The organism is Streptomyces sp. NPDC007983 (assembly GCF_042958345.1).
In the GTDB taxonomy this organism is placed as follows: domain Bacteria; phylum Actinomycetota; class Actinomycetes; order Streptomycetales; family Streptomycetaceae; genus Streptomyces.
This window is the reverse complement of the sequence record NZ_JBIBJI010000003.1, coordinates 76,464-97,981: the sequence shown is the minus strand read 5'-3', so window position 1 is coordinate 97,981 and position 21,518 is coordinate 76,464. Positions and strand designations below refer to the sequence as shown.

The 21,518-nt window shown below is 72.1% G+C and carries 18 protein-coding genes, 1 pseudogene and 2 riboswitches; of the genes and pseudogenes, 9 read left to right on the top strand and 10 right to left on the bottom strand.

Annotated elements, in window-relative coordinates:
- Positions 1-10: 10 nt before the first annotated feature.
- Together ACFZCY_RS09390 and ACFZCY_RS09385 are read right to left on the bottom strand one after the other, a co-directional pair.
- Positions 11-2,407: a ribonucleoside-diphosphate reductase subunit alpha gene (locus ACFZCY_RS09390; RefSeq protein ID WP_391170631.1), complete on the bottom strand. Its 2,397-nt coding sequence runs from the start codon at positions 2,405-2,407 to the stop codon at positions 11-13.
- Positions 2,408-2,533: 126 nt separating this feature from the next.
- A riboswitch (cobalamin riboswitch) is annotated at positions 2,534-2,674 on the bottom strand.
- A gap of 97 nt (positions 2,675-2,771) precedes the next feature.
- Complete coding sequence (locus ACFZCY_RS09385; RefSeq protein WP_391170629.1) at positions 2,772-4,241, bottom strand: FGGY family carbohydrate kinase; 1,470 nt, start codon at positions 4,239-4,241, stop codon at positions 2,772-2,774.
- A gap of 111 nt (positions 4,242-4,352) precedes the next feature.
- Here ACFZCY_RS09385 and ACFZCY_RS09380 point away from each other — a divergent pair, with 111 nt between their 5' ends.
- The 3 genes from ACFZCY_RS09380 (at position 4,353) to ACFZCY_RS09370 (ending at position 7,281) form a co-directional block, all read left to right on the top strand.
- Complete coding sequence (locus tag ACFZCY_RS09380; protein WP_391170627.1) at positions 4,353-4,985, top strand: histidine phosphatase family protein; 633 nt, start codon at positions 4,353-4,355, stop codon at positions 4,983-4,985.
- Positions 4,982-5,761, top strand: coding sequence for a DeoR family transcriptional regulator (locus ACFZCY_RS09375; RefSeq protein ID WP_391170625.1), 780 nt, complete (start codon positions 4,982-4,984; stop codon positions 5,759-5,761). Before ACFZCY_RS09380 ends, ACFZCY_RS09375 begins: the two co-directional genes overlap by 4 nt.
- 62 nt (positions 5,762-5,823) lie before the next feature.
- Complete coding sequence (locus ACFZCY_RS09370) at positions 5,824-7,281, top strand: FGGY family carbohydrate kinase (protein ID WP_391170623.1); 1,458 nt, start codon at positions 5,824-5,826, stop codon at positions 7,279-7,281.
- A 33-nt stretch (positions 7,282-7,314) separates the two neighbouring features.
- Here ACFZCY_RS09370 and ACFZCY_RS09365 read toward each other — a convergent pair whose 3' ends face one another.
- Both ACFZCY_RS09365 and ACFZCY_RS09360 read right to left on the bottom strand, forming a co-directional pair.
- Complete coding sequence (locus ACFZCY_RS09365; RefSeq protein WP_391170621.1) at positions 7,315-7,815, bottom strand: GNAT family N-acetyltransferase; 501 nt, start codon at positions 7,813-7,815, stop codon at positions 7,315-7,317.
- Positions 7,816-8,026: 211 nt separating this feature from the next.
- Entirely contained in the window at positions 8,027-8,314 is a 288-nt protein-coding gene (locus ACFZCY_RS09360; RefSeq protein ID WP_391170619.1) for a hypothetical protein, read from the bottom strand.
- 380 nt (positions 8,315-8,694) lie between these two features.
- Here ACFZCY_RS09360 and ACFZCY_RS09355 point away from each other — a divergent pair, with 380 nt between their 5' ends.
- The gene (locus ACFZCY_RS09355; RefSeq protein WP_391170617.1) at positions 8,695-9,537 is read left to right on the top strand and encodes an IPT/TIG domain-containing protein; all 843 of its coding nucleotides are present in this window, start codon (positions 8,695-8,697) and stop codon (positions 9,535-9,537) included.
- 53 nt (positions 9,538-9,590) lie between these two features.
- Here ACFZCY_RS09355 and phsA read toward each other — a convergent pair whose 3' ends face one another.
- Both phsA and ACFZCY_RS09345 read right to left on the bottom strand, forming a co-directional pair.
- Entirely contained in the window at positions 9,591-11,477 is a 1,887-nt protein-coding gene (gene phsA / locus ACFZCY_RS09350; protein ID WP_391170615.1) for an O-aminophenol oxidase PhsA, read from the bottom strand.
- Positions 11,478-11,788: 311 nt separating this feature from the next.
- Positions 11,789-12,322 carry a hypothetical protein gene (locus ACFZCY_RS09345; RefSeq protein WP_391170613.1) on the bottom strand — a complete coding sequence of 178 codons (534 nt, stop codon included), beginning with the start codon at positions 12,320-12,322 and terminating at the stop codon, positions 11,789-11,791.
- A 122-nt stretch (positions 12,323-12,444) separates the two neighbouring features.
- A riboswitch (guanidine-III (ykkC-III) riboswitch) is annotated at positions 12,445-12,506 on the top strand.
- A 32-nt stretch (positions 12,507-12,538) separates the two neighbouring features.
- On the opposite strand from ACFZCY_RS09345, the gene ACFZCY_RS09340 reads away from it, so the two are divergent.
- Both ACFZCY_RS09340 and ACFZCY_RS09335 read left to right on the top strand, forming a co-directional pair.
- Positions 12,539-12,853, top strand: a complete 315-nt coding sequence (locus tag ACFZCY_RS09340; RefSeq protein ID WP_391170611.1) for an SMR family transporter — start codon at positions 12,539-12,541, stop codon at positions 12,851-12,853.
- 26 nt (positions 12,854-12,879) lie between these two features.
- Positions 12,880-13,056 (top strand): annotated as a pseudogene (locus ACFZCY_RS09335) (transposase family protein); the annotation flags it as partial.
- A gap of 165 nt (positions 13,057-13,221) precedes the next feature.
- On the opposite strand, the gene mctP reads toward ACFZCY_RS09335, so the two are convergent.
- The 3 genes from mctP to ACFZCY_RS09320 all read right to left on the bottom strand — a co-directional run bounded on the left by mctP (position 13,222) and on the right by ACFZCY_RS09320 (position 16,028).
- Positions 13,222-14,853 carry a monocarboxylate uptake permease MctP gene (gene mctP / locus ACFZCY_RS09330; protein ID WP_391170609.1) on the bottom strand — a complete coding sequence of 544 codons (1,632 nt, stop codon included), beginning with the start codon at positions 14,851-14,853 and terminating at the stop codon, positions 13,222-13,224.
- Entirely contained in the window at positions 14,850-15,104 is a 255-nt protein-coding gene (locus ACFZCY_RS09325) for a DUF3311 domain-containing protein (protein ID WP_055547929.1), read from the bottom strand. The genes mctP and ACFZCY_RS09325 overlap by 4 nt, the downstream gene beginning before the upstream one ends.
- A gap of 150 nt (positions 15,105-15,254) precedes the next feature.
- The gene (locus ACFZCY_RS09320; RefSeq protein WP_391170606.1) at positions 15,255-16,028 is read right to left on the bottom strand and encodes a UTRA domain-containing protein; all 774 of its coding nucleotides are present in this window, start codon (positions 16,026-16,028) and stop codon (positions 15,255-15,257) included.
- A gap of 353 nt (positions 16,029-16,381) precedes the next feature.
- Here ACFZCY_RS09320 and ACFZCY_RS09315 point away from each other — a divergent pair, with 353 nt between their 5' ends.
- The 3 genes from ACFZCY_RS09315 (at position 16,382) to ACFZCY_RS09305 (ending at position 20,829) form a co-directional block, all read left to right on the top strand.
- Positions 16,382-17,959, top strand: coding sequence for a glycoside hydrolase family 3 N-terminal domain-containing protein (locus tag ACFZCY_RS09315; protein WP_391170604.1), 1,578 nt, complete (start codon positions 16,382-16,384; stop codon positions 17,957-17,959).
- A gap of 41 nt (positions 17,960-18,000) precedes the next feature.
- Complete coding sequence (locus tag ACFZCY_RS09310) at positions 18,001-19,071, top strand: SIS domain-containing protein (protein WP_391170602.1); 1,071 nt, start codon at positions 18,001-18,003, stop codon at positions 19,069-19,071.
- Positions 19,072-19,356: 285 nt separating this feature from the next.
- Positions 19,357-20,829 (top strand): histidine kinase N-terminal domain-containing protein, encoded by a 1,473-nt coding sequence (locus ACFZCY_RS09305; RefSeq protein WP_391170600.1) that lies wholly within the window; start codon positions 19,357-19,359, stop codon positions 20,827-20,829.
- Positions 20,830-20,991: 162 nt separating this feature from the next.
- Here the strand turns inward: ACFZCY_RS09305 and ACFZCY_RS09300 are convergent, their stop codons facing one another.
- A complete protein-coding gene (locus ACFZCY_RS09300; protein WP_003953983.1) occupies positions 20,992-21,249 on the bottom strand; it encodes a WhiB family transcriptional regulator in 258 nt (85 codons plus the stop codon).
- Positions 21,250-21,518: the final 269 nt, after the last annotated feature.

Here is a 21,518-nt window from a genome sequence, read left to right as displayed (position 1 = left end):
GCGGTGGGCATTACTGGCAGGCCTCGCAGGACTCGGGGTTTTCCAGGGAGCAGGCGACCGCGTCGTCGTCGGCGGGCGTCGCTTGAGCGGGGACGGTCGCCGTGGCGGCGCCCCCGCGGGCGCTCTGGGCGATCCGGGTCGCCGGGCGGGAGCGCAGGTAGTACGTCGTCTTGATGCCGCGCTTCCAGGCGTACGCGTACATCGAGCTGAGCTTGCCGATGGTCGGCGCCGCCATGAAGAGGTTCAGCGACTGGCTCTGGTCGAGGTACGGGGTACGGGCCGCCGCCATGTCGATCAGGGCGCGCTGCGGGACCTCCCACGCGGTCCGGTACAGGTCCCGTACCTCCTGGGGCACCCAGGAGAAGTCCTGGACCGAGCCGTTGGCCTCGCGGAGCGCGTCACGGGTCTGGGCGTCCCAGACGCCGAGCTTCTTCAGGTCGTTCACCAGGTAGTTGTTGACCTGGAGGAACTCACCGCTGAGCGTTTCGCGCTTGAAGAGGTTGGAGACCTGCGGCTCGATGCACTCGTACACGCCCGCGATGGAGGCGATGGTGGCGGTCGGCGCGATCGCCAGCAGCAGCGAGTTCCGCATGCCGGTGGTGGCCATCCGCCGCCGCAGCGCCTCCCAGCGCTCGGGCCAGGTGACCTGGGCGTCGGCGTAGTGGTCCGGGTGCAGCACGCCGCGCGCGGTGCGGGTCTCGGCCCAGGCCGGGTGCGGGCCGTGGCGCTCGGCGAGGTCGCAGGACGCCTCGTACGCGGCGAGCATGATGCGCTCGGAGATCCGGGTGGACAGGGCCTGAGCCTCGGGGGAGTCGAACAGCAGGCGCAGCCGGAAGAAGACGTCCTGGAGGCCCATCAGGCCGAGCCCGACCGGGCGCCAGCGGGAGTTGGAGGCCCCGGCCTCGTCGGTGGGGTAGAAGTTGATGTCCACCACGCGGTCGAGGAAGGTCACGGCGGTGCGGATGGTGCGGTCCAGCCGCTCCCAGTCCATCTGGCCGTCCTCACCGAGGTGGGCGGCGAGGTTGACCGAGCCGAGGTTGCACACGGCGGTCTCGCCGTCGTCGGTGACCTCCAGGATCTCGGTGCACAGGTTGGAGGAGTGGACGACCCGGCCCGGCTCGGCGGTCTGGTTGGCGGTGCGGTTGGCGGCGTCCTTGAACGTCATCCAGCCGTTGCCGGTCTGCGCGAGGGTGCGCATCATCCGGGCGTACAGCTGGCGCGCCGGGACCTGCTTGACCGCCCGCCCCTCGGCCTCGGCCTTGCGGTACGCGGCGTCGAACTCCTCGCCCCACAGGTCCACCAGCTCGGGCGCGTCCACCGGCGAGAGCAGCGACCAGTCGGCGTCCGCCTCGACCCGGCGCATGAACTCGTCCGGGATCCAGTGCGCGATGTTGAGGTTGTGCGTGCGGCGGGCCTCTTCGCCCGTGTTGTCCCGCAGCTCCAGGAACTCCTCGATGTCCGCGTGCCAGGTCTCCAGGTAGACGCAGGCCGCGCCCTTGCGCCGGCCGCCCTGGTTGACGGCCGCCACCGAGGCGTCCAGCGTGCGCAGGAACGGCACGATGCCGTTGGAGTGCCCGTTGGTGCCGCGGATCAGCGAACCGCGGGCGCGGATGCGGGAGTACGACAGGCCGATGCCGCCCGCGTGCTTCGACAGGCGCGCCACCTGGTGGTAGCGGTTGTAGATCGAGTCCAGCTCGTCCAGCGGCGAGTCCAGCAGATAGCAGGACGACATCTGCGGGTGCCGGGTGCCGGAGTTGAACAGCGTGGGGGAGCTGGGCAGGTACGACAGCGTGCTGGTCATCCGGTACAGCTCGGCGACGTCCGCCAGCGCCCGGTCCGACAGGTCCTCGGCGAGCCCGCAGGCCACCCGCAGCAGGAAGTGCTGCGGGGTCTCGATCACCTGACGGGTGATCGGGTGGCGCAGCAGATAGCGGCTGTGCAGGGTGCGCAGCCCGAAGTAGCCGAAGCGGTCGTCGGCGCCGTCGGCCAGCGCCTGGTCGACCAGCGCGTCCAGCCGGGCGGCGTGGGCGGTCACGAACTCGGCGGTGGAGTCGGCGATCAGGCCCTCGCGGTGGCCCACGGCGACGGAGGCGGAGAAGGAGTCCGCGCCCTGCCCGGCCGCCTCCTCGGCGATCGCGCGGGTCAGCAGCCGCGCGGCGAGCCTGGAGTACTCCGGCTCCTCGCCGATGAGTCCGGCCGCCGCCTCGGTCGCCAGGGAGCGCAACTCCGCCTCGTCCGAACCGGGATGGCGGCCGCGCAGGGCGGCGGCCGCGACCTTGCCGGGGTCGGTGGCGGGCAGGTCGGCGGTGAGCGCGGTCAGGGTCCGCAGCAGGGCGGTCCCGGGCGCGTCGGCCGCTGCCGATGTATCCGCTGCCTCTGAAACCGGATCGGCGGGCGCGATGGTCACTGAAGTGTTCTCCCTCGCTCGGCTGGGGGCCTTCGAGGGCGGAGCGCGATGGCCGCTCACGGGCATGCCGATTCCGCTCCACGGCACTCCACGCAGCGTCCATCGACCCAACCCGCGGGGCCCGGACGTATGCAGACGGCCATCGGCAGGTCATCGGACTCACGGGTACGCAAAAGCGCACACGTACACCGTTGCGGGACAGTTCCGGATTCGCGCCGGATTCCCCTGCGGCGACAGCGAGCACGAGCATACATCTTGTGTCGTGCTGCGCACGCGCCCCCAGATGTTGTGTCGTCAGCTGGGTGGATTCGCATATATGTGCTGGTTGCGTCGGACCTTGGCCGCGTCGGAATCCCAGGGAAAACTAGCTCGCCGGGCCGCTCGCCCGCCATTCGTCCAGGGCACGGGCGAGGCGGCCGCGGTAGTCGGCGTAGCCGTCCTCGTAGGCGCCGCGAAGCTCGCTCCGGGGTTCGACGGTACGGGACGCGGCGCGCCGGCGGGACGCGTCCCCGGGGTCGCCGAGCGACCGCCGGGCGACTGCGACCGCGCCCCGCGCGCCGACCTCCGGCTCGTCGGGAATGGCCACCGGGTGGCCGATGACGTTCGCGAAGATCTCGGTCCAGGCGGCGGAACGCGCGCCTCCGCCGCACAGCGCGAGCCGCCCCGAGAGCCCGGCCGCCTCCAGGCAGTGCCGGGCGGCGTAGGCGATGGATTCGCACACGGCCCGTACGGTGTCGGCGCGAGTGGAGGCGAGGGTGAGGCCGTCCAACCGCCCCTGGGCGGCGGGCTCCACGAACGGGGCGCGCTCCCCGGCGCCGGACAGGAAGGGCAGCGCGGTCACGCCGTTCGCGCCCGGCGGGCTCTGGCCGAGCAGGGTGTCCAGGGCGGCCGTGGTCGTCCCTGTGAGATCGAGCACCCACTCCAGGGCGGCGGTGCCGACCATCGCGGGCATCGCGCGCAGCCAGCGGTCCGGGTCGGGTGTGCACAGCCACATTCCGGCCGGATCGGCGGCCGGGTCGACCACCGCGCGGTCGGTGAGCACCTGACAGGCCAGCGTGGTGCCGACGATGAGCAGCCCGTCGCCCACGTCCCGCACCCCGCTGCCGATGGCACACGCCGGAAGGTCGTACGGGCCGGAGACGACGGGCAGCCCGGGCGGCAGCCCGGTCAGCCGGGCCCCCTCCCCGTCCAGCGCCAGGACGGTGCCGGGCGCGGCGGGCGGGGGCAGCAGCCGGGCGTGGCCGGCCAGCCCGCACAGCTCCAGGGCGTCCGGCACGTACGTACGGGTGGTGACGTCGAGGAACGGCAGGGAGGCGTCGGAGGCGTCCACGGTGATGACGCCGGTCAGCCGCTGGGCCACCGCGTCCACGCAGTAGCCCGCGACCGCCGCCCGCTCCAGTGCCTCCGGCTCGTGCTCGGCCAGCCAGCGCAGCAGCGGGGCGTGGCAGCCCGGGAACAACCCCGAGCCGGTGAGGGCGTGGAGGGCGGCGAGCGTGCCGTCGGCGCGCCAGCGGGCGACGGTCCCGCCTCCCCGGCCGTCCAGCCAGGAGATCGGCGGACGGACCGCCCGGCCCGCCTCGTCGCGCAGCCACAGCCCGTCGCCCTGGCCGGTGAGCGCGAGCGCGGCGGGCGGGCCGGGGAGCGCCGCGGCCACCTCGCGCACCACCTCGGCGACCGTGCCGAGCACGTCCTCCAGGTCCTGTTCGACCCGGCCGCCGGGCAGCCGGTTCAGCCGGCTGGGGCGGGCCGCGGAGGCGAGCGCGGCCCCGTCGGGGCCGAAGGCCACGGCCTTGGTGACGGAGGTGCCGACATCCACTCCGATGATCACGCGCATGGCCTGCTGCCCTCCGGAAACCTCGGAACCCCGGCGCTCCATCACATGAGCGATGCTAGATTTAACATCTGAGACGTGATCAGGCAATGGCTGACGCATCGGAGGCCCCGGATGACCGCCCGACTGCTGCTCGTACGCCACGGAGAGACCGTGTGGCACGCGGAGAACCGGTACGCCGGAACCTCGGACATCGCACTGACCGAGCGCGGCCACCGGCAGGCGCGGGCCCTCGCCCAGTGGGTGAAGGGCCGCGGGATCGACGCGGTGGCCTGCTCGCCGCTCAGCCGGGCGCGGCACACCGCCGAACCGGCCGCCACCGCGCTGTCCCTGGCCCCCGAAGTCGTCGAGGACCTGCGCGAGATGGACTTCGGCTGGGGCGAGGGCCGCACCCTCGCCGAGATGGAGGCGGAGGACCCGGCGGCCGTCCGGGCGTTCCGCGACGACCCCGAGTCCGGCGCCTTCCCCGGCTCGGAGCGGCCCGGCGAGGCCGCGGCCCGCGCCGTCGCCGCGCTGCGGCGGCTGGCCACCGCGCATCCGGACCGCACCGTGCTCGTGGTCGCGCACAACAGCCTGCTGCGGGCGGCGCTGTGCACCCTGCTCGGCATCCCGGTCGGCCGCTACCGCGCGGTCTTCCCCCGGCTGGACAACGCGGCGGTGACCGAGATCGGGATCGACGGCGAGCGCACGGCGCTGCGTTCCCTGAACGTGCCCACGGACGGCGCTGCGGGAGGGTCCCGCCCATGACCACGGTCCGCTCCCAGGACGCCCGCCGGCAGACCATCACCGAGCACGTCCTCGCGCACTCCACCGCCACCGCGGCGGAGCTGGCCGACCTCACCGGGGTCAGCCTGATGACCGTGCACCGGGACCTGGACGAGCTGGCCCGGCTCGGCGTGCTGCGCAAGTTCCGGGGCGGGGTCTCGGCCCTGCCCTCGTCGGTCTTCGAGTCCAGTCTCGCCTACCGGATGGGCGCCCACCGGGCCGAGAAGGAGGCGGTGGCCGCCACCGCCGCGCAGCTGGTCGAGCCGGGGATGTCGGTGATGCTGGACGACTCCACGACCGTCCTCGCGCTGGCCCGGCTGCTGGTGGAGTCCGCCCCGCTGACGGTCGTGACCAACGCCCGCCGGGTGATCGAGGTCTTCGCCGGGGTGCCCCGGATCCGGCTGATCGGGCTCGGCGGGGAGTACTCGCACACCCATGACTCCTTCCTCGGCGTGCCCTGCGCGGAGGCGATCGCGGCGCTCTCGGTGGACCTGGCCCTGGTCAGCACCTCGGCCATGGACGGGGCGACCACGTACCACCAGGAGCAGGACGTGGTGCTGGTCAAGCGCGCCATGCTGGCCGCCGCCGCCCGCACGGCGCTGCTGATGGACGCGTCCAAGACCCGGCGCACGGCGCTGCACCGGCTGCGCCCGCTGGCCGACTTCGACCATCTGGTGGTGGACGGCGCGGCGGACGCCCGGCTGGTGGGGGAGTGGCGGGAGCGTACGGACGTGAGGATCGCGCCGGGGCCTTCCTGACGCCGCCCTTCTTAACGTCGTCAGTGTTAACTTAACTCCACGCGTGAGGGACGTGATACGTGATGTCCGACCGGCCCGAGGTCGTCGCGGGAATCGACATCGCCACGGCGGCCGTGCGCGTGGTGTGCGCCGACGCGCGGGGGCGCGTACGGGCGCGGGGCGGTGCGGAACTCCCGCCCCCGCGCCGGGGCGCGGGCGGCCACAGCGAACAGGACGCCACGGCCTGGTGGCCCGCCGTCGCGGCGGCCCTGCGCCAGGCCACCGGGGCGCTTCCGGCGGGCGGCCGCGAGGTCGTGGCGGTGGCCGTCGCCGCCACCTCCGGCACGATCGTCCTCGCGGACGGCCGGGGCGAACCCCTCGGCCCCGCCCTGATGTACGACGACCGCCGCGCCGCCGCGCTCAACGCCCGGGCCCAGGAGGCGGGCGCCGCGCGCTGGCGGGCCCTCGGCCTGTCGGTCGGCCCGACCGCCGCCCTGGGCCGCATCGCCTGGCTGGCGGGCGGCGGCGGTCAGACGGCCCACGGCGGGGGCCGTCACCTCCTCCACACCCCCGACCTCGTCGGGTGGCGGCTCACCGGCGGGCCCGTCGCCACCGACTGGTCGCACGCGCTCAAGAGCGGCTACGACGCGCGCGCCGGGGAGTGGCCGGGCGAGGTCTTCGACGCGCTCGGCGTACCCGCCCGGTGGCTGCCGTCCGTCCGGGCACCGGCCACCCCGGTCGGCACGGTGTGCGCGGACGCCGCGGCGGAGACCGGGCTGCCGACCGGTTGCGCGGTCCGTCTCGGCATGACCGACGGCTGCGCCGGGCAACTCGCCACCGGGGCCGTGCGGCCCGGGCAGTTCGTGGGGATCCTCGGCACCACGTACGTCCTCAAGGGCGTCACCCGGGACCTGGTCGCCGACCCCTCCGGCGCGCTCTACAGCCACCGCCACCCCGACGGCTGGTGGCTGCCGGGCGGCGCCTCCAACACCGGGGGCGAGGCCGTCGCCCACCTCCCGTCCGAGCGGCTGCCCGCGCTCGACCGCGCCGCCGCGGAGCGCGGCCCGGCCTCCGTGGTCGCGTATCCGCTGAGGGGTGAGGGCGAGCGGTTCCCGTTCGTCAGCGGCGCGGCCCGGGGCTTCGTCCTCGGTACTCCGGCCGACGACGCCGACCGGCACCGCGCCACGCTGGAGGGTGTGGCCTTCCTGGAACGCCTCGCGCTGGAGCGGGTGGCGGAGCTGGGCGTGACGGTCGAGGGCCCGCTGTGGGCCGCGGGCGGCGGCAGCCGCAGCCCGCTGTGGTCCCGGATCCGCGCCACCGTGCTCGGCCGCCCGTTGCGCGTCGCCGACTACGCCGAAACGGCCTTCGGCGCCGCCCTGCTGGCCGCCTCCGGGACCCTCCACCCGGACCTCACGGCGAGCGCCGCCGCGATGGTCCGCCCCGGCCGGGACGTCGAACCGGACGCGCGCGAGCAGGCCGCCCTCGACGCCTCGTACGCCAGGTTCACCGCCGCCCTGCGGGCACGCGGCTGGCTGCCGTGACGTAACCGGCGGGCCCGGCCCGTATCTCCGCGGCTATATCTCCACGGTGAACGCCCACAGCGCGACCCCCGGGACCGGCTCCCAGTCCCGCTCCGGCGCCCGGACGAAGCCGAGCCGCCCGTACAGCCGGTGGGCGGCCGTCATCTTCCGGTGGCTGCTGATCACGATCCGCCGCAGCCCCAGCTCCCGCGTCCGGTCCATGCAGGCCCGCACCAGCGCCTCGGCCGCACCGCGCCGCCGCGCCTCGGGCCGTACCGCGAGCATCCGGAACTCGCCCTCGCCCGGACGGGCCAGCTCCGCATACGTCCCCCCGTGCACGGCGAACGCCAGCGCGCCCAGCACCGCGTCGCTCGCCGCGTCCGCCGCGACCAGCACCTCGGCCTCCGCGGCCCGCCGCTGGGCGTCGCGCAGCGTGGCCAGGTAGGGGTCGTCGTCTCCGAAGTCCAGCAGCCCGTCCCCGAGATACACCCGGGCGGTGAGTTCCCCGATGTCGTCCAGTTCCTCGTCCCGCGCGCGTCTGATCGTGACATCCATGCCCGCAGTCTGCCGCAGAGCGCCGACAGCCGGCCGGTCACGGGGTGACGGCGGTGATCACTCCGGTGGAACCGGCGCGCTTGTTGGCCGCCTCGGCCTCCTGAAAGGTCACATAGCGCCGGACCGTGCCGTCCGGCATCGTCAATTGGTAAACGACGGTTCTTTGCGGTGTTCCGCCACCACAGTTACAGCCCATGGGTGCTTTCTCCTTTCAGTCGAGCCACCGCGACGCCACACCGGCGAGATAGGAAAGCGTCAGGGCGGTGGCCGGGATGTGGAACCACGCGGTGGTGTGCAGCGATGCGGCGTACACGGCGGTGGCCCCGCCCACCCATGTGCTGGTGCACCAGCCGCAGTTGACCAGATAGGTGACCGGAGAGTCGTCGCCGAACCGGTCGGCTATCCACATCCGGAACCCCGCCGCCAGGGTGTCCTTGGTGAGGAAGCGGGTGATACGGCAGGTGGTGCCGAGGGCGAGGAGGAACGCTGCCAGGCTCATGGGGGTCGTTCCCTACCGGTTCGGTCAAGCCAGTGACGGGGAGACGGACTCCGGCCGAGGATGGGCGACCTCAACTGCCGATACCACTCATTACAAGCGCGACGGACGCCAGCGAGCCATACGCCGAACGAGTGATGACCGCCGCTGGGTCTTGAGCGAAGCGGGGGTGCGTGGATAACTGGAAAGTGGCCGCCGGGCCTGTTCCCTACCTCGTCGGCCATTTTCAGGAGCCGGGCATTCGCCTCGTTTCTCCGTACCTTTTCCGCGCGCCACTTCCGCGCCCTGATCGGCCGCTTCCCCTTTCTCTCTTCCGGTGTCGGCCTGCATCGTGCGGCGGCCGACGGGTGCGCGTCCCTCACCCTTCTCCGGGAGGATCGACCATGACCTCGACCGATCTCGCGTCCGCCGCACCCACCGAGGGCCACTGGCCCTGGTGGCCCCCGGCACCGTGGGGACCGCCGCTGCTGCTGTCCGTGGTGCCCAACTCGGGCCCCACCGGCGGTGGCAACCTCGTCCAGTTGACCGGGGTGAACCTGCACAACGTCATCAGCGTGACCTTCGGCGGCATTCCCGCCCCCATCGTCAGCCAGAACGGCAACGACACCATCGTGGTGATCGCTCCGCCGCACGCGGCCGGGCCCGTCCAGGTCCTCGTCACCACCACCGCCGGCACCAGCAACAGCCAGCCGTACAACTACGTGGCGCCGCCCCCGCCCACCGCCACCTCCATCACCCCGGCGTTCGGCCCGACCACCGGCGGCACGGTGTTCCTGATCAACGGCACCAACCTGAACACCGTCACCAGCGTCACCTTCGCCAACGTCCCCGCGACCATCGTGGCCGTGAACCCCGCCGGTACCCAACTGGTCGGCGTCACCCCGGCGCACTCGGCCGGCACCGTCGCCGTGGTCGTCACCGGACCCGGTGGCGCGGTCACCATTCCGGGCGGGTTCACCTACTTCGTGGCTCCGCCCCCGCCGGTGGCCACCACGATCACGCCCAACACGGGAACGGCGGCCGGTGGTACGGCGTTCACCATCACCGGCACCAACCTCGGCGGCGTGCTGGGCGTGCTGTTCAACGGCGTTCCCGCCACCGGTGTGACCGCCACCGCCACCACGGTCACCGGCGTCACTCCGCCCGGAGTGGTCGGCCCCGCGACCGTCACCCTGGTGACGGCCACCGGAACCACCACCGTCCCCGGCGGCTACACCTACACGTGACCCGTACGGCACCGGCAGCCCGGGGCGCACCCGGGCTGCCGGTGTCACGTGTCCTAGGCGACGCCGTGGTGGCCGCCGCCCGGGCGGTGGTGGTCAAAGACCAGCACCTCGCCCGGAGTCACCAGGAACGGCCGCATCATGGCCATGTCCTCGTGCTCCAGGATGTGGCAGTGGTACATGAAGCGGCCCGTCGCGCCGGTGAAGTGTCCGATGATGTTGACCATCTGACCGCCCGCGACCTGGATGGTGTCCTTCCAGCCCCGCTCGCTCGGCAGCACCTCCAGCTCACCGGAGTAGGCGACCGGTGTGTCCTTGCCGGTGCCGCCCACCGCCGGGGCGAAGCCGTCCGCCGCGTACGCCTGACGGCTCATCGCCTGGAAGCTGATCAGGTGGATGTGCATCGGGTGGGTCGGACCGCCCAGGTTGAGGAAGCTCCACTGCTCCCAGGAGTCCAGCTCGACGCTGAAGCCCATGGTGTCGTCGAAGGAGCGGGAGATCCGCTGGTAGGTGACCGTCTCACCCTTCTCGTTCCTGACCTGGATGACACCGTCGCCCGGGATCGTCACATCGGCCTCCGCGACCTGCCGGAGCTCCCAGATCTCCGGGTGGCCGTTGCCGCCGGCCGTGCCGGGCGGGGTGAGGGCGATGATCCGGTGCCCGTGCGCCGGGGCGTTGTCGTGGGTGATCCGCTGGAAGGACGAGAGCACCTTCGGCAGCACGAAGCGGTCACGGACCGGCGTGCGGTCCACCCGGAACTGCATCACCTGCGGGTACGGCACGCCGCTCACCTCGTCGGCCTCGCCCGGGGCCTTCCCGGCCGGGGTGTTGACCAGGCGCAGCGTGCGGCCGCGCAGCCGGGAGAAGTCGATCAGCAGGTCCATCCGCTCGGACGGCGCGATGGACACCGGCGCGTCGAGATCCACCGGGCGGTCCAGCAGACCGGCGTCGGTCCCGATCTGCTTGACCGCCCCCGTCACCTGCTCGCCGGTCTCCTCGTCGATCAGCGCCAGCCGGTAGAAGCGCGCGTTGGACGCGTTGACCAGCCGGAACCGGTACCAGCGCGCCTCGACGTCGAAGTGCGGCCAGATGACCCCGTTGACCAGCGTGTACGGCCCGTTGAACGGGGTCGTGACGTTGCGCCCGTCGGGGTCCTTGCCCACCGACTGCACCTTGTGCAGCAGCCGCCCGGTCAGCCGCCCGTCGGGGTCCTTGTCGAGGTTGCGGTCCATCAGGACCAGCGGGACCTCGTACTCGTCCCGCGGCAGCCGCAGCGCGTCCTCCTCCTCGTCGCGGACGAGGTACATGCCCGCCAGGCCGGTGTAGACGTTCCACCGGGTGATGTGCATGGCGTGGTCGTGGTACCAGAGCGCCGTCGCGCGGCAGTCGTTCGGGTACTCGGAGAGCTGCGTGTCACCGGGCGGCACCGCGTTCTGCGCCCATCCGTCGTTGCCGGCGCCGGTCGGAGCGCCGTGCAGATGCGTCACCGACCACGGCGGCAGCTCCGCCACGCCCTTGACCTCCTCGGCGCCCGCCTCGTCATGCCCCGGGGCGTTGCTCGCGGGCGGGTTGGTGATCGGAACCTCGTACGCGGTGACCGGGTACGCGCCGGACAGCCGGTTCGTCCAGGCCACCCGCAGCCGCTGCTTGCGGCGCACCTCGATGGTGGGCCCGGGGAAGTGTCCCTCGTAGGCCCACACCCGGGTCGGCGGCAACTGCGAGTGCAGCCGCACCCAGGTGGCGCGCAGATCGACCGTGATCCCCTCCAGCGCCTCCGCCTTGCCCGGGCGCAGCCGCGGCGGTACGCGCAGGGCGTCCATGAAGGGCACGAGCCCGGCCGCGGGAGGCGCGGGCGGAGCGGTCCGCCCCTCCGGACCGTCCTGGCCCTCCGGTCCGGTCTCCTCGGACTCCTCGAAATCGTTGTGGACAAGCGTGTCGGACATCGCCGAACCCCCGTTGTGTCGCTTTCGTGCCGCCCACGTACGGCGGCACACTTATCACCCATTCGGACGAGCACAGGCGCACAACAGTTGCCACAATGATGGCGGAATGCGCCATTCTGCCCCGGATTGGCTCGAACAAGTTGGTGGAATCAGGGTGTCCGGGAAGAAAGGGGACCGCCGCTCGCCTCACGGCCTCACGGCCTCACGGTCAGGCGCTCCCCGCGGCCGCAGCGGAGCACCGTGGACGGGAAGCCCGGGCGTCGCGTCTCCTCCAGGAACGCGGACAGCGGGGAGCTGAAGGCGGCGTAGCGTCACGGGCCGACCACTGATTCCCGCTCTTCCGGCCGTGCGGTGGCGAACAGCGCGGCGGCCGCGGTGTCGTGCAGCGACTTCAGCGCCGTGCGCTGCCGCCGCGCCCGGTCCAGCAGCTCGCTGAGCCGGTCGGGCTCCAGGCGTGCGTCGTGGCCCGCCGCGACCAGCAGCGTGTGCCACAGCATCGCCTTGCCCTCGACCCCGATCCGCAGCCCCTCCAGCTCGATGAGCGTGCTGAGCCCCGAACGACGCAGCACCCGGCCGTTGAGCTTCAGCCGCCCGGCCTTCTCGCCCAGCCAGCCACCGCAGAGCTTGTAGCGGCGTACGGGCACCTCGAGGGCGGCCATGACGGCCCGGAGCGCCTCCCGGTCCTCCATGATCTGCACGGCGAGGTTCTCCAGGTCGGCGCCGAAGGCCGACCGCCGGTGCTGCCGGGCCATCCGGCGGGCCAGCTCCGCTCCGCCGGTCGCTCCCGCCAGGTGGTCGTTGAGGTAGATGCCGAGCATGTGGGGGCTCATCCTGGGCTCGCTCATGATCGCCCTCCCGGATCGGGCAAGGTCGTTCCGGCCAACGCGCCCCTACGGAGTGCCCACCCCTCACCACCTCAACCAGCCCCCGGTCGGCCCCGGCGCCGCCGGCCCGCTGTTAGGTTGGGGCGCGGTGCCCCCGGCACCCCGGACGAGCGCGTCGTACCCGGTCAGGACAAGACGACGTAGTAAGCGTGCCTGTTACTACGTGAGGTTCCTGTCATGGCGTGGATTCTTCTGATGCTGTCCGGTCTGCTGGAGACGGTCTGGGCGGCGGCCCTCTCCGCCTCGCACGGCTTCAGCCGGCTCCGTCCCACCCTGCTGTTCGTCATCGCTGCCGCGCTGAGCATGGCCGGACTGTCGTACGCGATGCGCTCCATCCCCATCGGCACCGGCTACGCGGTGTGGGTCGCGATCGGAGCGGTGGGCACCGCGGTCTACGGCATGGCCGCGCTCGGCGACCCGGTGAGCGCGGGGCGCATCGTCTGCCTGGGCCTGATCGTCTCGGGCGTGGTGGGCCTGAAGCTGATGCACTGAGCGTCACGATGCCTCATCGTCACCCGGAAGATGACCGCCGCTGCAAGCTTCCGCCGCATCAGCGTGCCCTGGTCGGTCTCGTGTACCTGCGCCGGCACGACACGCTCGCGCAGATCGCCGCCGGCTTCGGTGTCTCCATCGGTACCGCACATGCCTGCACCGCCGCGGTGGTCGGCCTGCTGGCCGACCGTGCGCCGGGCCTGCGCAGCCGCAGTCGTTGAAGAGGCGGCGAATCACCGTAGCCGAGTCAAACGCACGGGACGCCCGCCCGGTTTTCGCGTCCTCCAGGACGCATGACAACGGGCCGTCGGCTCCCATGAGGGAGCCGACGGCCCGTACACGTGAATCCGGCCGGACCGCCGCAGGCGTCAGTGGCCGCCGGGGGCGCCCGCCGTGGCCGGGGGGAGGTCGGCCTGGACGCCCGGGTCGCCCGCGTCCGCCGTGTAGTCGGCCGGGGACGTCTCGTCGATACCGTCGGGGGCCTTCAGCGCCCGCAGGACGACCGTGAGCACCACGGTGACCGCGACGTTGAGGACGAAGGCGGTGAAACCGATGTAGCCGATCTCGCCTATGCCGGGGATCTCGTCCGAGCTGCCGCCGAAGTGCTTCTGGGTGGGGCTGGCCACGCCGTACGCCGCGAGCGTGCCGTAGAGCATGCCGACCGCCCATCCGGCGAGCAGCGCCCACCGGTGGAACCAGCGGGTGAACAGGCCGCCCACCAAGGCCGGGAAGGTCTGCAGGATCCAGATGCCGCCCAGCAGCTGGAAGTTGATGGCGACGGTCTTGTCCATGGTCAGGACGAAGGCCAGCGCGCCGACCTTGACCAGCAGCGAGACCAGCTTGGAGACCTTGGTCTCCTGCGCCGGGGTGGCGTCCGGCCGCAGGAAGTCCTTGTAGATGTTGCGGGTGAACAGGTTCGCCGCGGCGATGGACATGATGGCCGCCGGGACGAGGGCGCCGATGCCGATGGCGGCGAAGGCGACACCCGTGAACCAGTCGGGGAACATGTTCTCGAAGAGCTGGGGGATCGCCAGCTGTCCGTTGTCCACCTTCACGCCCGCCGCGATCGCCATGAAGCCGAGCAGCGCCAGCAGGCCGAGCATCAGCGAGTACAGCGGCAGGATGGTGGCGTTGCGGCGGATCACCTCGCGGCTGCGGCTGGAGAGCGTGGCGGTGATCGAGTGGGGATACATGAACAGCGCCAGCGCCGAGCCCAGGGCGAGCGTGGCGTAGCCCCACTGCTGTTTGTCCCCGCTGGCCAGCGCCCCCTTGGGCGCGCCGGTCGGGCCCGGCTGCGACAGCGCGTGGCCCGCCTTGGCGAAGATGTCGTCGAAGCCGCCCAGCTTGATCGGGATGTAGATGATCGCCACCGCGATGACGATGTAGATCAGGGTGTCCTTGACGAAGGCGATGAGCGCGGGGGCGCGCAGCCCGGAGGAGTAGGTGTACGCGGCGAGCACACCGAAGGCGATCAGCAGCGGCAGGTCCTTGACGAACCAGTTGGTGTCCTCGCCGCCGCCCACGCCCATGACGTCCAGCACCGCCTGGATGCCGACGAGCTGGAGGGCGATGTACGGCATGGTGGCGAGGATGCCGGTGATCGCGACGGCCAGCGAGAGCCCCTTGGAGCCGAAGCGGCCGCGGACGAAGTCCGAGGTGGTGACGTATCCGTGCTTGTGGGACACCGACCACAGCCGGGGCAGGAAGGTGAAGATCAGCGGATACACGAGGATCGTGTACGGCACCGCGAAGAAGCCCGCCGCGCCCGTCGCGTAGATGGCGGCCGGGACGGCGACGAAGGTGTACGCGGTGTAGAGGTCGCCGCCGAGCAGGAACCAGGTGATCCAGGTGCCGAAGCTGCGGCCGCCGAGCCCCCATTCGTCGAGGTTGTCGGCGTTCTCCGCGGCCCGCCAGCGGGCGGCGAGGAAGCCCATCACCGTGACGGCGAGGAAGAAGATGATGAAGACGGCGAGCGCGACGCCGTTCACGCCGTCCTTCATGCGGAACCGCCTCCCTTGCGCGCCCGCTGCTCACGGCGGACCAGGATGTACGCGAGCGTCGTCAGCGCGGCCGAGATGGGCACCCAGAGCATCTGGTACCAGTAGAAGAACGGGATGCCGATGAAGGTGGGCTCGATCTTCGCGTACGAGCCGACCCACAGCATCGCCACGAAGGGCGCGATGAGACAGAGCGCGGCCACGACACGCGAGGGCGTGACGACCGGTCTCCTGTCCGCGGACGTGTCTGACATGGCTGCGGGCTCCCGTCCCCTCGGCGCATCCGTGCTGATCAACGGTGCTGATCATTTGTGCAACGCGCAGGAATCTAAGCCCGTGGACCGGCGGTCGTCACTACCCGTCCGCATATCGGTATGAGAAAGAAGCGAAGCCGGGCGTCCGGTTCAGCCGTTCGGACGCTGGAGCCGGGCCACGAACTTGTAGCGGTCGCCGCGGTAGACCGAGCGCACCCACTCCACCGGCTCGCCCGCCGCGTCCAGCGAGTGGCGCGAGAGCATCAGCATCGGCAGGCCGACGTCGGTGCCCAGCAGCCCGGCCTCGCGCGGGGTGGCCAGGGAGGTCTCGATGGTCTCCTCGGCCTCGGCCAGGTGCACGTCGTACACCTCGGCCAGGGCGGTGTAGAGCGAGGTGTACTTGACCAGGCTGCGGCGCAGCGCGGGGAACCGCTTGGCCGACAGATGGGTGGTCTCGATCGCCATCGGCTCGCCGCTGGCCAGCCGCAGCCGCTCGATGCGCAGCACCCGGCCGCCGGTGGCGATGTCCAGCAGCGCGGAGAGCCGGTCGTCGGCGGTGACGTAGCCGATGTCCAGCAGCTGGGAGGTGGGTTCGAGGCCCTGCGCGCGCATGTCCTCGGTGTACGAGGTGAGCTGCAGGGCCTGGGAGACCTTGGGCTTGGCGACGAAGGTGCCCTTGCCCTGGATCCGCTCCAGCCGCCCCTCGACGACCAGCTCCTGGAGCGCCTGCCGCACGGTGGTGCGGGAGGTGTCGAACTCGGCGGCCAGGGTGCGCTCCGGGGGAACCGGGGTGCCGGGCGGCAGGGTTTCGGTCATCTCCAGCAAGTGGCGCTTGAGCCGGTAGTACTTCGGGACGCGCGCGGTGCGCGCCCCGCCGGAGCTGTTGCCGCTCTCGGCGGTGGCCTTCGTGGCCGTCGCCGCCATTGCCCCCTCGGTCTCCATCGCGCCCTTTCCGACGTCTTGTCTGCTGCCGTCACCGGCCTCTGATGATTTCAGCGGCTCACATCGTGGCACGGCCTGGGTCCGTGGTGGCTTCCCTGACCGGATGTCGGGAGATGTCGGTCCGGTAACGGAGCCGGAAGCGGCGTTGTCCACCCTTGACACCTCTCCAGGTCGAGAGCCACGCTGCGTAAAGTGGTCTAAACCATTAAACCTCTCATTCGGTGATGTGGGGAGTAGGCGGCCGTGAAGTGTGCGCGCGTGGCGGCGACGGGTGTCGCGGCGCTGCCGGTGTCGGTCGCCTCGCCTCGGGCGCGGTGAAGGGAAGATCCACGTCCATGACGACCCTCGCGCGCGAACCGGCCACCCTCACCCGGGACGCCCTCACCGTCCTCCAGCCCGGCTTCACCGGCACCTCCGCCCCCGACTGGCTGCTGCGCCGGCTCGGTGAGGGGCTGGCCTCCGTCGGGCTGTTCGGCCGCAACATCGCCTCGCCCGGACAGCTCGCCGCGCTCACCGCCCAGCTGCGCGCCGAACGCGACGACGTGCTGGTGGCGATCGACGAGGAGGGCGGCGACGTCACCCGTCTGGAGGTGCGCGACGGCTCCTCCTTCCCCGGCAATCTGGCTCTCGGCGCGGTCGACGACACCGGGCTGACCCATGCCGTCGCCCGGGAACTCGGCCGCCGGCTCGCCGCCTGCGGCGTCAACCTCAACTGGGCGCCGTCCGCCGACGTCAACTCCAACCCGGACAATCCGGTCATCGGCGTCCGCTCCTTCGGCGCCTCGCCCCGGCTCGTCGCCCGGCACACCGCCGCCTGGATCGAGGGGCTGCAGGGCGCCGGGGTCGCCGCCTGCGCCAAGCACTTCCCCGGGCACGGCGACACCGCCGTCGACTCCCACCACGACCTGCCGCGCATCGACGCCGACCCCGAGACCCTGGCCGCCCGCGAACTGGTGCCCTTCCGGGCGGCCGTCGCCGCCGGCACCAAGGCCGTGATGAGCGCGCACATCCTGCTGCCCGCGCTCGACCCGGCCCTGCCCGCCACCCTCAGCCGCGCCGCCCTGCACGGGCTGCTGCGCGCCCCGGTCGCCGACGGCGGGCTCGGCTTCGACGGCCTGATCGTCACCGACGGCATCGAGATGCGGGCCGTCGCCGACGCGTACGGCATCGAGCGGGGCAGCGTGCTGGCGATCGCCGCCGGTGCCGACGCGATCTGCGTCGGCGGCGGCCTCGCCGACGAGGACACCGTGCTGCGGCTGCGCGACGCGCTGGTCGCGGCCGTGACGGAGGGGCGGCTCCCCGAGGAGCGGCTGGCCGAGGCCGCGGCGCGGGTCCGGGCCCTGGGGGAGTGGGCGAAGTCCGCCGGAGGGCCGGACGCGGCGCGGCGGATCGTGCCCGCCCCGGAGGCGGGGCTCACCGCCGCCCGCCGCGCCCTGCGGATCACCCCGGCGGAGGGCGCCCCCGGGTACCGGCCGCCGGCCGGGCCCGTCCTCGTCGCCGCCCTCACCCCGGTGGCCGGCATCGCCGTCGGCGACGAGACCCCCTGGGGCGTCGCCGCCGAACTGACCCGGCTGCTCCCCGGCACCACGACCACCGCCTACGGCCCCGAGGACGTCGCCGACCGGGGCGCGCCCGCCGTGGTCGCACAGATGCTCGACGCCGGGGCGGACCGTAGGATCGTCGCTGTGGTACGCGACGTCCACCGCCACGGCTGGATGGCGGGCGTCCTGGACACCCTGCTCGCCGCCCGGCCGGACACGGTCGTCGTGGAGATGGGCGTGCCCCAGGCACCGCCCCGCGGGGCCCCGCACATCGCGACCCACGGCGCCGCCCGGGTCTGCGGGCGGGCGGCCGCGGAAGTCATCACCGGCGTCACGACCCGCGTCACCACCGGCAACGAGGCCGGGCACTGACACCCCACGCACCACCGGCACAGCCACTGGAGGCACCCAGTATGTCCGCCACGACGACGGCCCCGAGCAGCGATCAGCCGGGCCGGATCATGTCCGGCGAGATGAACGAGCAGCCCGCGGTGCTGCGCCGCATTCTCGACCAGGGCGCTCCGAGGATCCGCGAGACCGCCGAGCGGATCGCCGCGCGCGCACCGCGCTTCGTCCTGCTCACCGCCCGGGGCACCTCGGACAACGCGGCGCTGTACGCCAAGTACCTGCTGGAGGTGCTGCTGGGCAAGCCCTGCGGCCTGACCTCCATGTCCACCACCACCGCGTACGGCGCGCGGCAGGACCTCACCGATGTGCTGGTGATCACCGTCAGCCAGTCCGGCGGCTCCCCGGACCTGGTCGCCTCCACCGAGGCCGCCCGCGCGGCCGGGGCGATCACCCTCGCGGTCACCAACAACGCGGATTCGCCGCTGGCCGCGGTATCCGAATTCCACATCGACGTGCTGGCCGGGCCCGAGAAGGCGCTGCCCGCCACCAAGACCTACACCGCCGAACTCCTCGCCCTCTACCTCTTCGTCGAGGGGCTGCGCGGCGGCGACGGCGCGGCCGCCAAGGCGCTGCCCGACCTCGCCCAGCAGATCCTGGACCGCCAGGACGAGGTGAAGCAGCTCGCGGGCCGCTACCGGTTCGCCGAGCGGATGGTCCTCACCTCCCGGGGCTACGGCTACCCCACCGCCAAGGAAGCGGCCCTGAAGCTGATGGAGACCAGCTACATCCCGGCCCTCTCCTACTCCGGCGCCGACCTGCTGCACGGCCCGCTCGCCATGGTCGACAACATCTCGCCGGTGATCGCGATCGTCACCGAGGGCAGGGGCGGCCAGGCGCTGCAGCCGGTCCTGGAGCGGCTGCGCGGGCGTGGCGCGGATCTCGTGGTGATCGGCAGCCAGGCCGAGGTGGACCGGGCGTCCGCCGGTTTCCCCCTGCCCACCGAGGGCGTCGCCGAGGAGGTCCAGCCGATCCTGGAGATCCTGCCGCTGCAGATGCTGGCGTACGAGGTGACCATCGCCCGGGGGCAGGACCCGGACGCGCCGCGCGCGCTGGCGAAGGTCACCGAGACGCGCTGAGGCTTCGAGGACGGCCCGCAAAAACACCCGCGGGCCGCGGCGCCGGGGCGGGACCCTCAACCCACCCGGCACCGCAGCCCGGAGCTCGTCGGCCGAGCAGCCGACCTCAAGAGGCGTACGGAGCGGTCAGGGCAGAGCGCGCCGTGTGCCTCCGATCCGCCCTCCTGTGCGGGGAGAGCGGAAGATCGCATCGCTGGCTATTCTGGACTAGACCAGTGCCGTCTGTCCATGCTTGTGTGCGAATAGGGTCATCCCTTGTCCGGGTAGGCTCGTCATGTGCCCTCCATGAACGATCTCGTACACCAGCACACCGCCCTCGACGAATCCGATCTCGAGTGGCTTCACCTGCTGGTATCGGAGTGGCAGCTGCTCTCCGACCTCTCCTTCGCCGATCTCGTCCTGTGGGTGCCCACCAGCGATGGCACCCGCTATGTCTCGGTCGCGCAGATGCGGCCCAACACCGGGCCCACCTCCTATCAGGACGACATGGTCGGCCATCTCGTTCCCCGTGGCCGCCGTCCCATGCTCGATGCCGCGCACGATGAGGGACGGATCGTCCGCGAGGGCGATCCCGAGTGGCGCGAGGAGGTCCCGGTCCGGGTGGAGTCCATCCCGGTCCGCCGGGAGAGCCGGGTCCTCGGCGTCATCGCCCGGAACACCAATCTGCTGACCGTGCGGACCCCCAGCCGGCTGGAGCTGACCTATCTCCAGAGCGCGTCCGACCTGGCCCAGATGATCGCCGCCGGAGCGTTTCCCTTTCCCGGCCAGCAGGTCGACATGGACGCCTCGCCGCGCGTCGGCGACGGGCTGATCCGGCTCGACGCGGACGGCGTGGTCCAGTACGCCAGCCCCAACGCCCTCTCCGCCTACCACCGGCTCGGGCTCGCCGCCGACCTCGTCGGCCACCACCTGGGCGAGACCACCGCCGAACTGGCCCCGGCGCGCGGCCCGGTGGACGAGGCGCTGGTCAAGCTCGCCAGCGGCTGGGCGCCCCGCGAGTTCGAGGTCGAGAGCGGCGAGAACGGCGTCATCCAGCTGCGGGCCATCCCGCTCAAGCCCAAGGGTGTGCACATCGGCTCGCTCGTCCTGCTGCGGGACGTCACCGAGCTGCGCCGCCGCGAGCGGGAGCTGATCACCAAGGACGCCACCATCCGGGAGATCCACCACCGGGTGAAGAACAACCTGCAGACCGTGGCCGCGCTGCTGCGGCTGCAGGCCCGCCGCATGGACTCCGCCCAGGGGCGGGAGGCGCTCAACGAGGCGGTGCGCCGGGTCGGTTCGATCGCGATCGTCCACGAGACCCTGTCCCAGACGCTCGACGAGCGGGTCGAATTCGACGACATAGCCGACCGGGTGCTGGCCATGGTGGCCGAGATATCGCCCGGAAAGGTCACCGGCCGCCGCACCGGACGGTTCGGGATCCTCGACGCCGAGGTGGCCACCCCGCTGTCCATGGTCCTCACCGAGGTGCTGCAGAACGCGCTGGAGCACGGCTTCGGGCCGGGGGAGCAGGGCACGGTCGAGGTCTCGGCGGTGCGCGGCGGCACCAGCGAGGAGAGCCGGCTGATGGTGATCATCCAGGACGACGGGCGCGGGCTGCCCGAGGGGTTCGACCCCCAGCGCGCCGGAAACCTCGGCCTCCAGATCGTCCGCACCCTGGTGGAGGGCGAACTCGGCGGCACCTTCGACATGGTGCCCGCTCCGGAGCGCGGCACACGTGTGGTCCTCGACATACCGGTGCGTGCGGAGAAGCACTGAGCATCTTCACGACCCCTTCACGGGGTCCGTCGCCGGGGACGTGCGGGCCGGGGCAACGCACTGAGCCCCGGACCAGGATGGTCCGGGGCTCAAAAGCTCACGTTGCTGTGCGCATCGGGGCTACTGCGCGCTGCGGCTCGGGGGCCACGGGGTGTCTCAGGGTCAGGCGCTGGCGTTCCGCGCCCGGTTCCGAGCGGCACGGCGCTTCATGGCGCGGCGCTCGTCCTCGCTGAGTCCACCCCAGACGCCGGAGTCCTGGCCGGACTCAAGCGCCCACTGCAGGCACTGCTCCATGACGGGGCAGCGGCGGCAGACGGCCTTGGCTTCCTCGATCTGCAGCAGCGCAGGACCGGTGTTGCCGATGGGGAAGAACAGCTCGGGGTCTTCCTCGCGGCAAACGGCGTTGTGACGCCAGTCCATGGCTGCTCCATCTCCTCGTATTGCGGGCTTGCTGCTTGTGAATGTGAACGCTTTCACGAATCCCTCGACAAGGACAGGGACGCCGCCAGTTTGGGCGCTGGTGCGTTCCCGTGGGTTTGAGGAGGGGGTTCGGACTCTCAAGGGGGCCTTCTGTGGGGCCGTCCCGATCGCCAAGAAGAGATTCGCAAACCTCGGCGGCGGATACAACCCCTTCCGGAAAGTTTTTTTTGATTCCTTGGTGTCGGCTGTATCACAGCCGTACTTCCCGG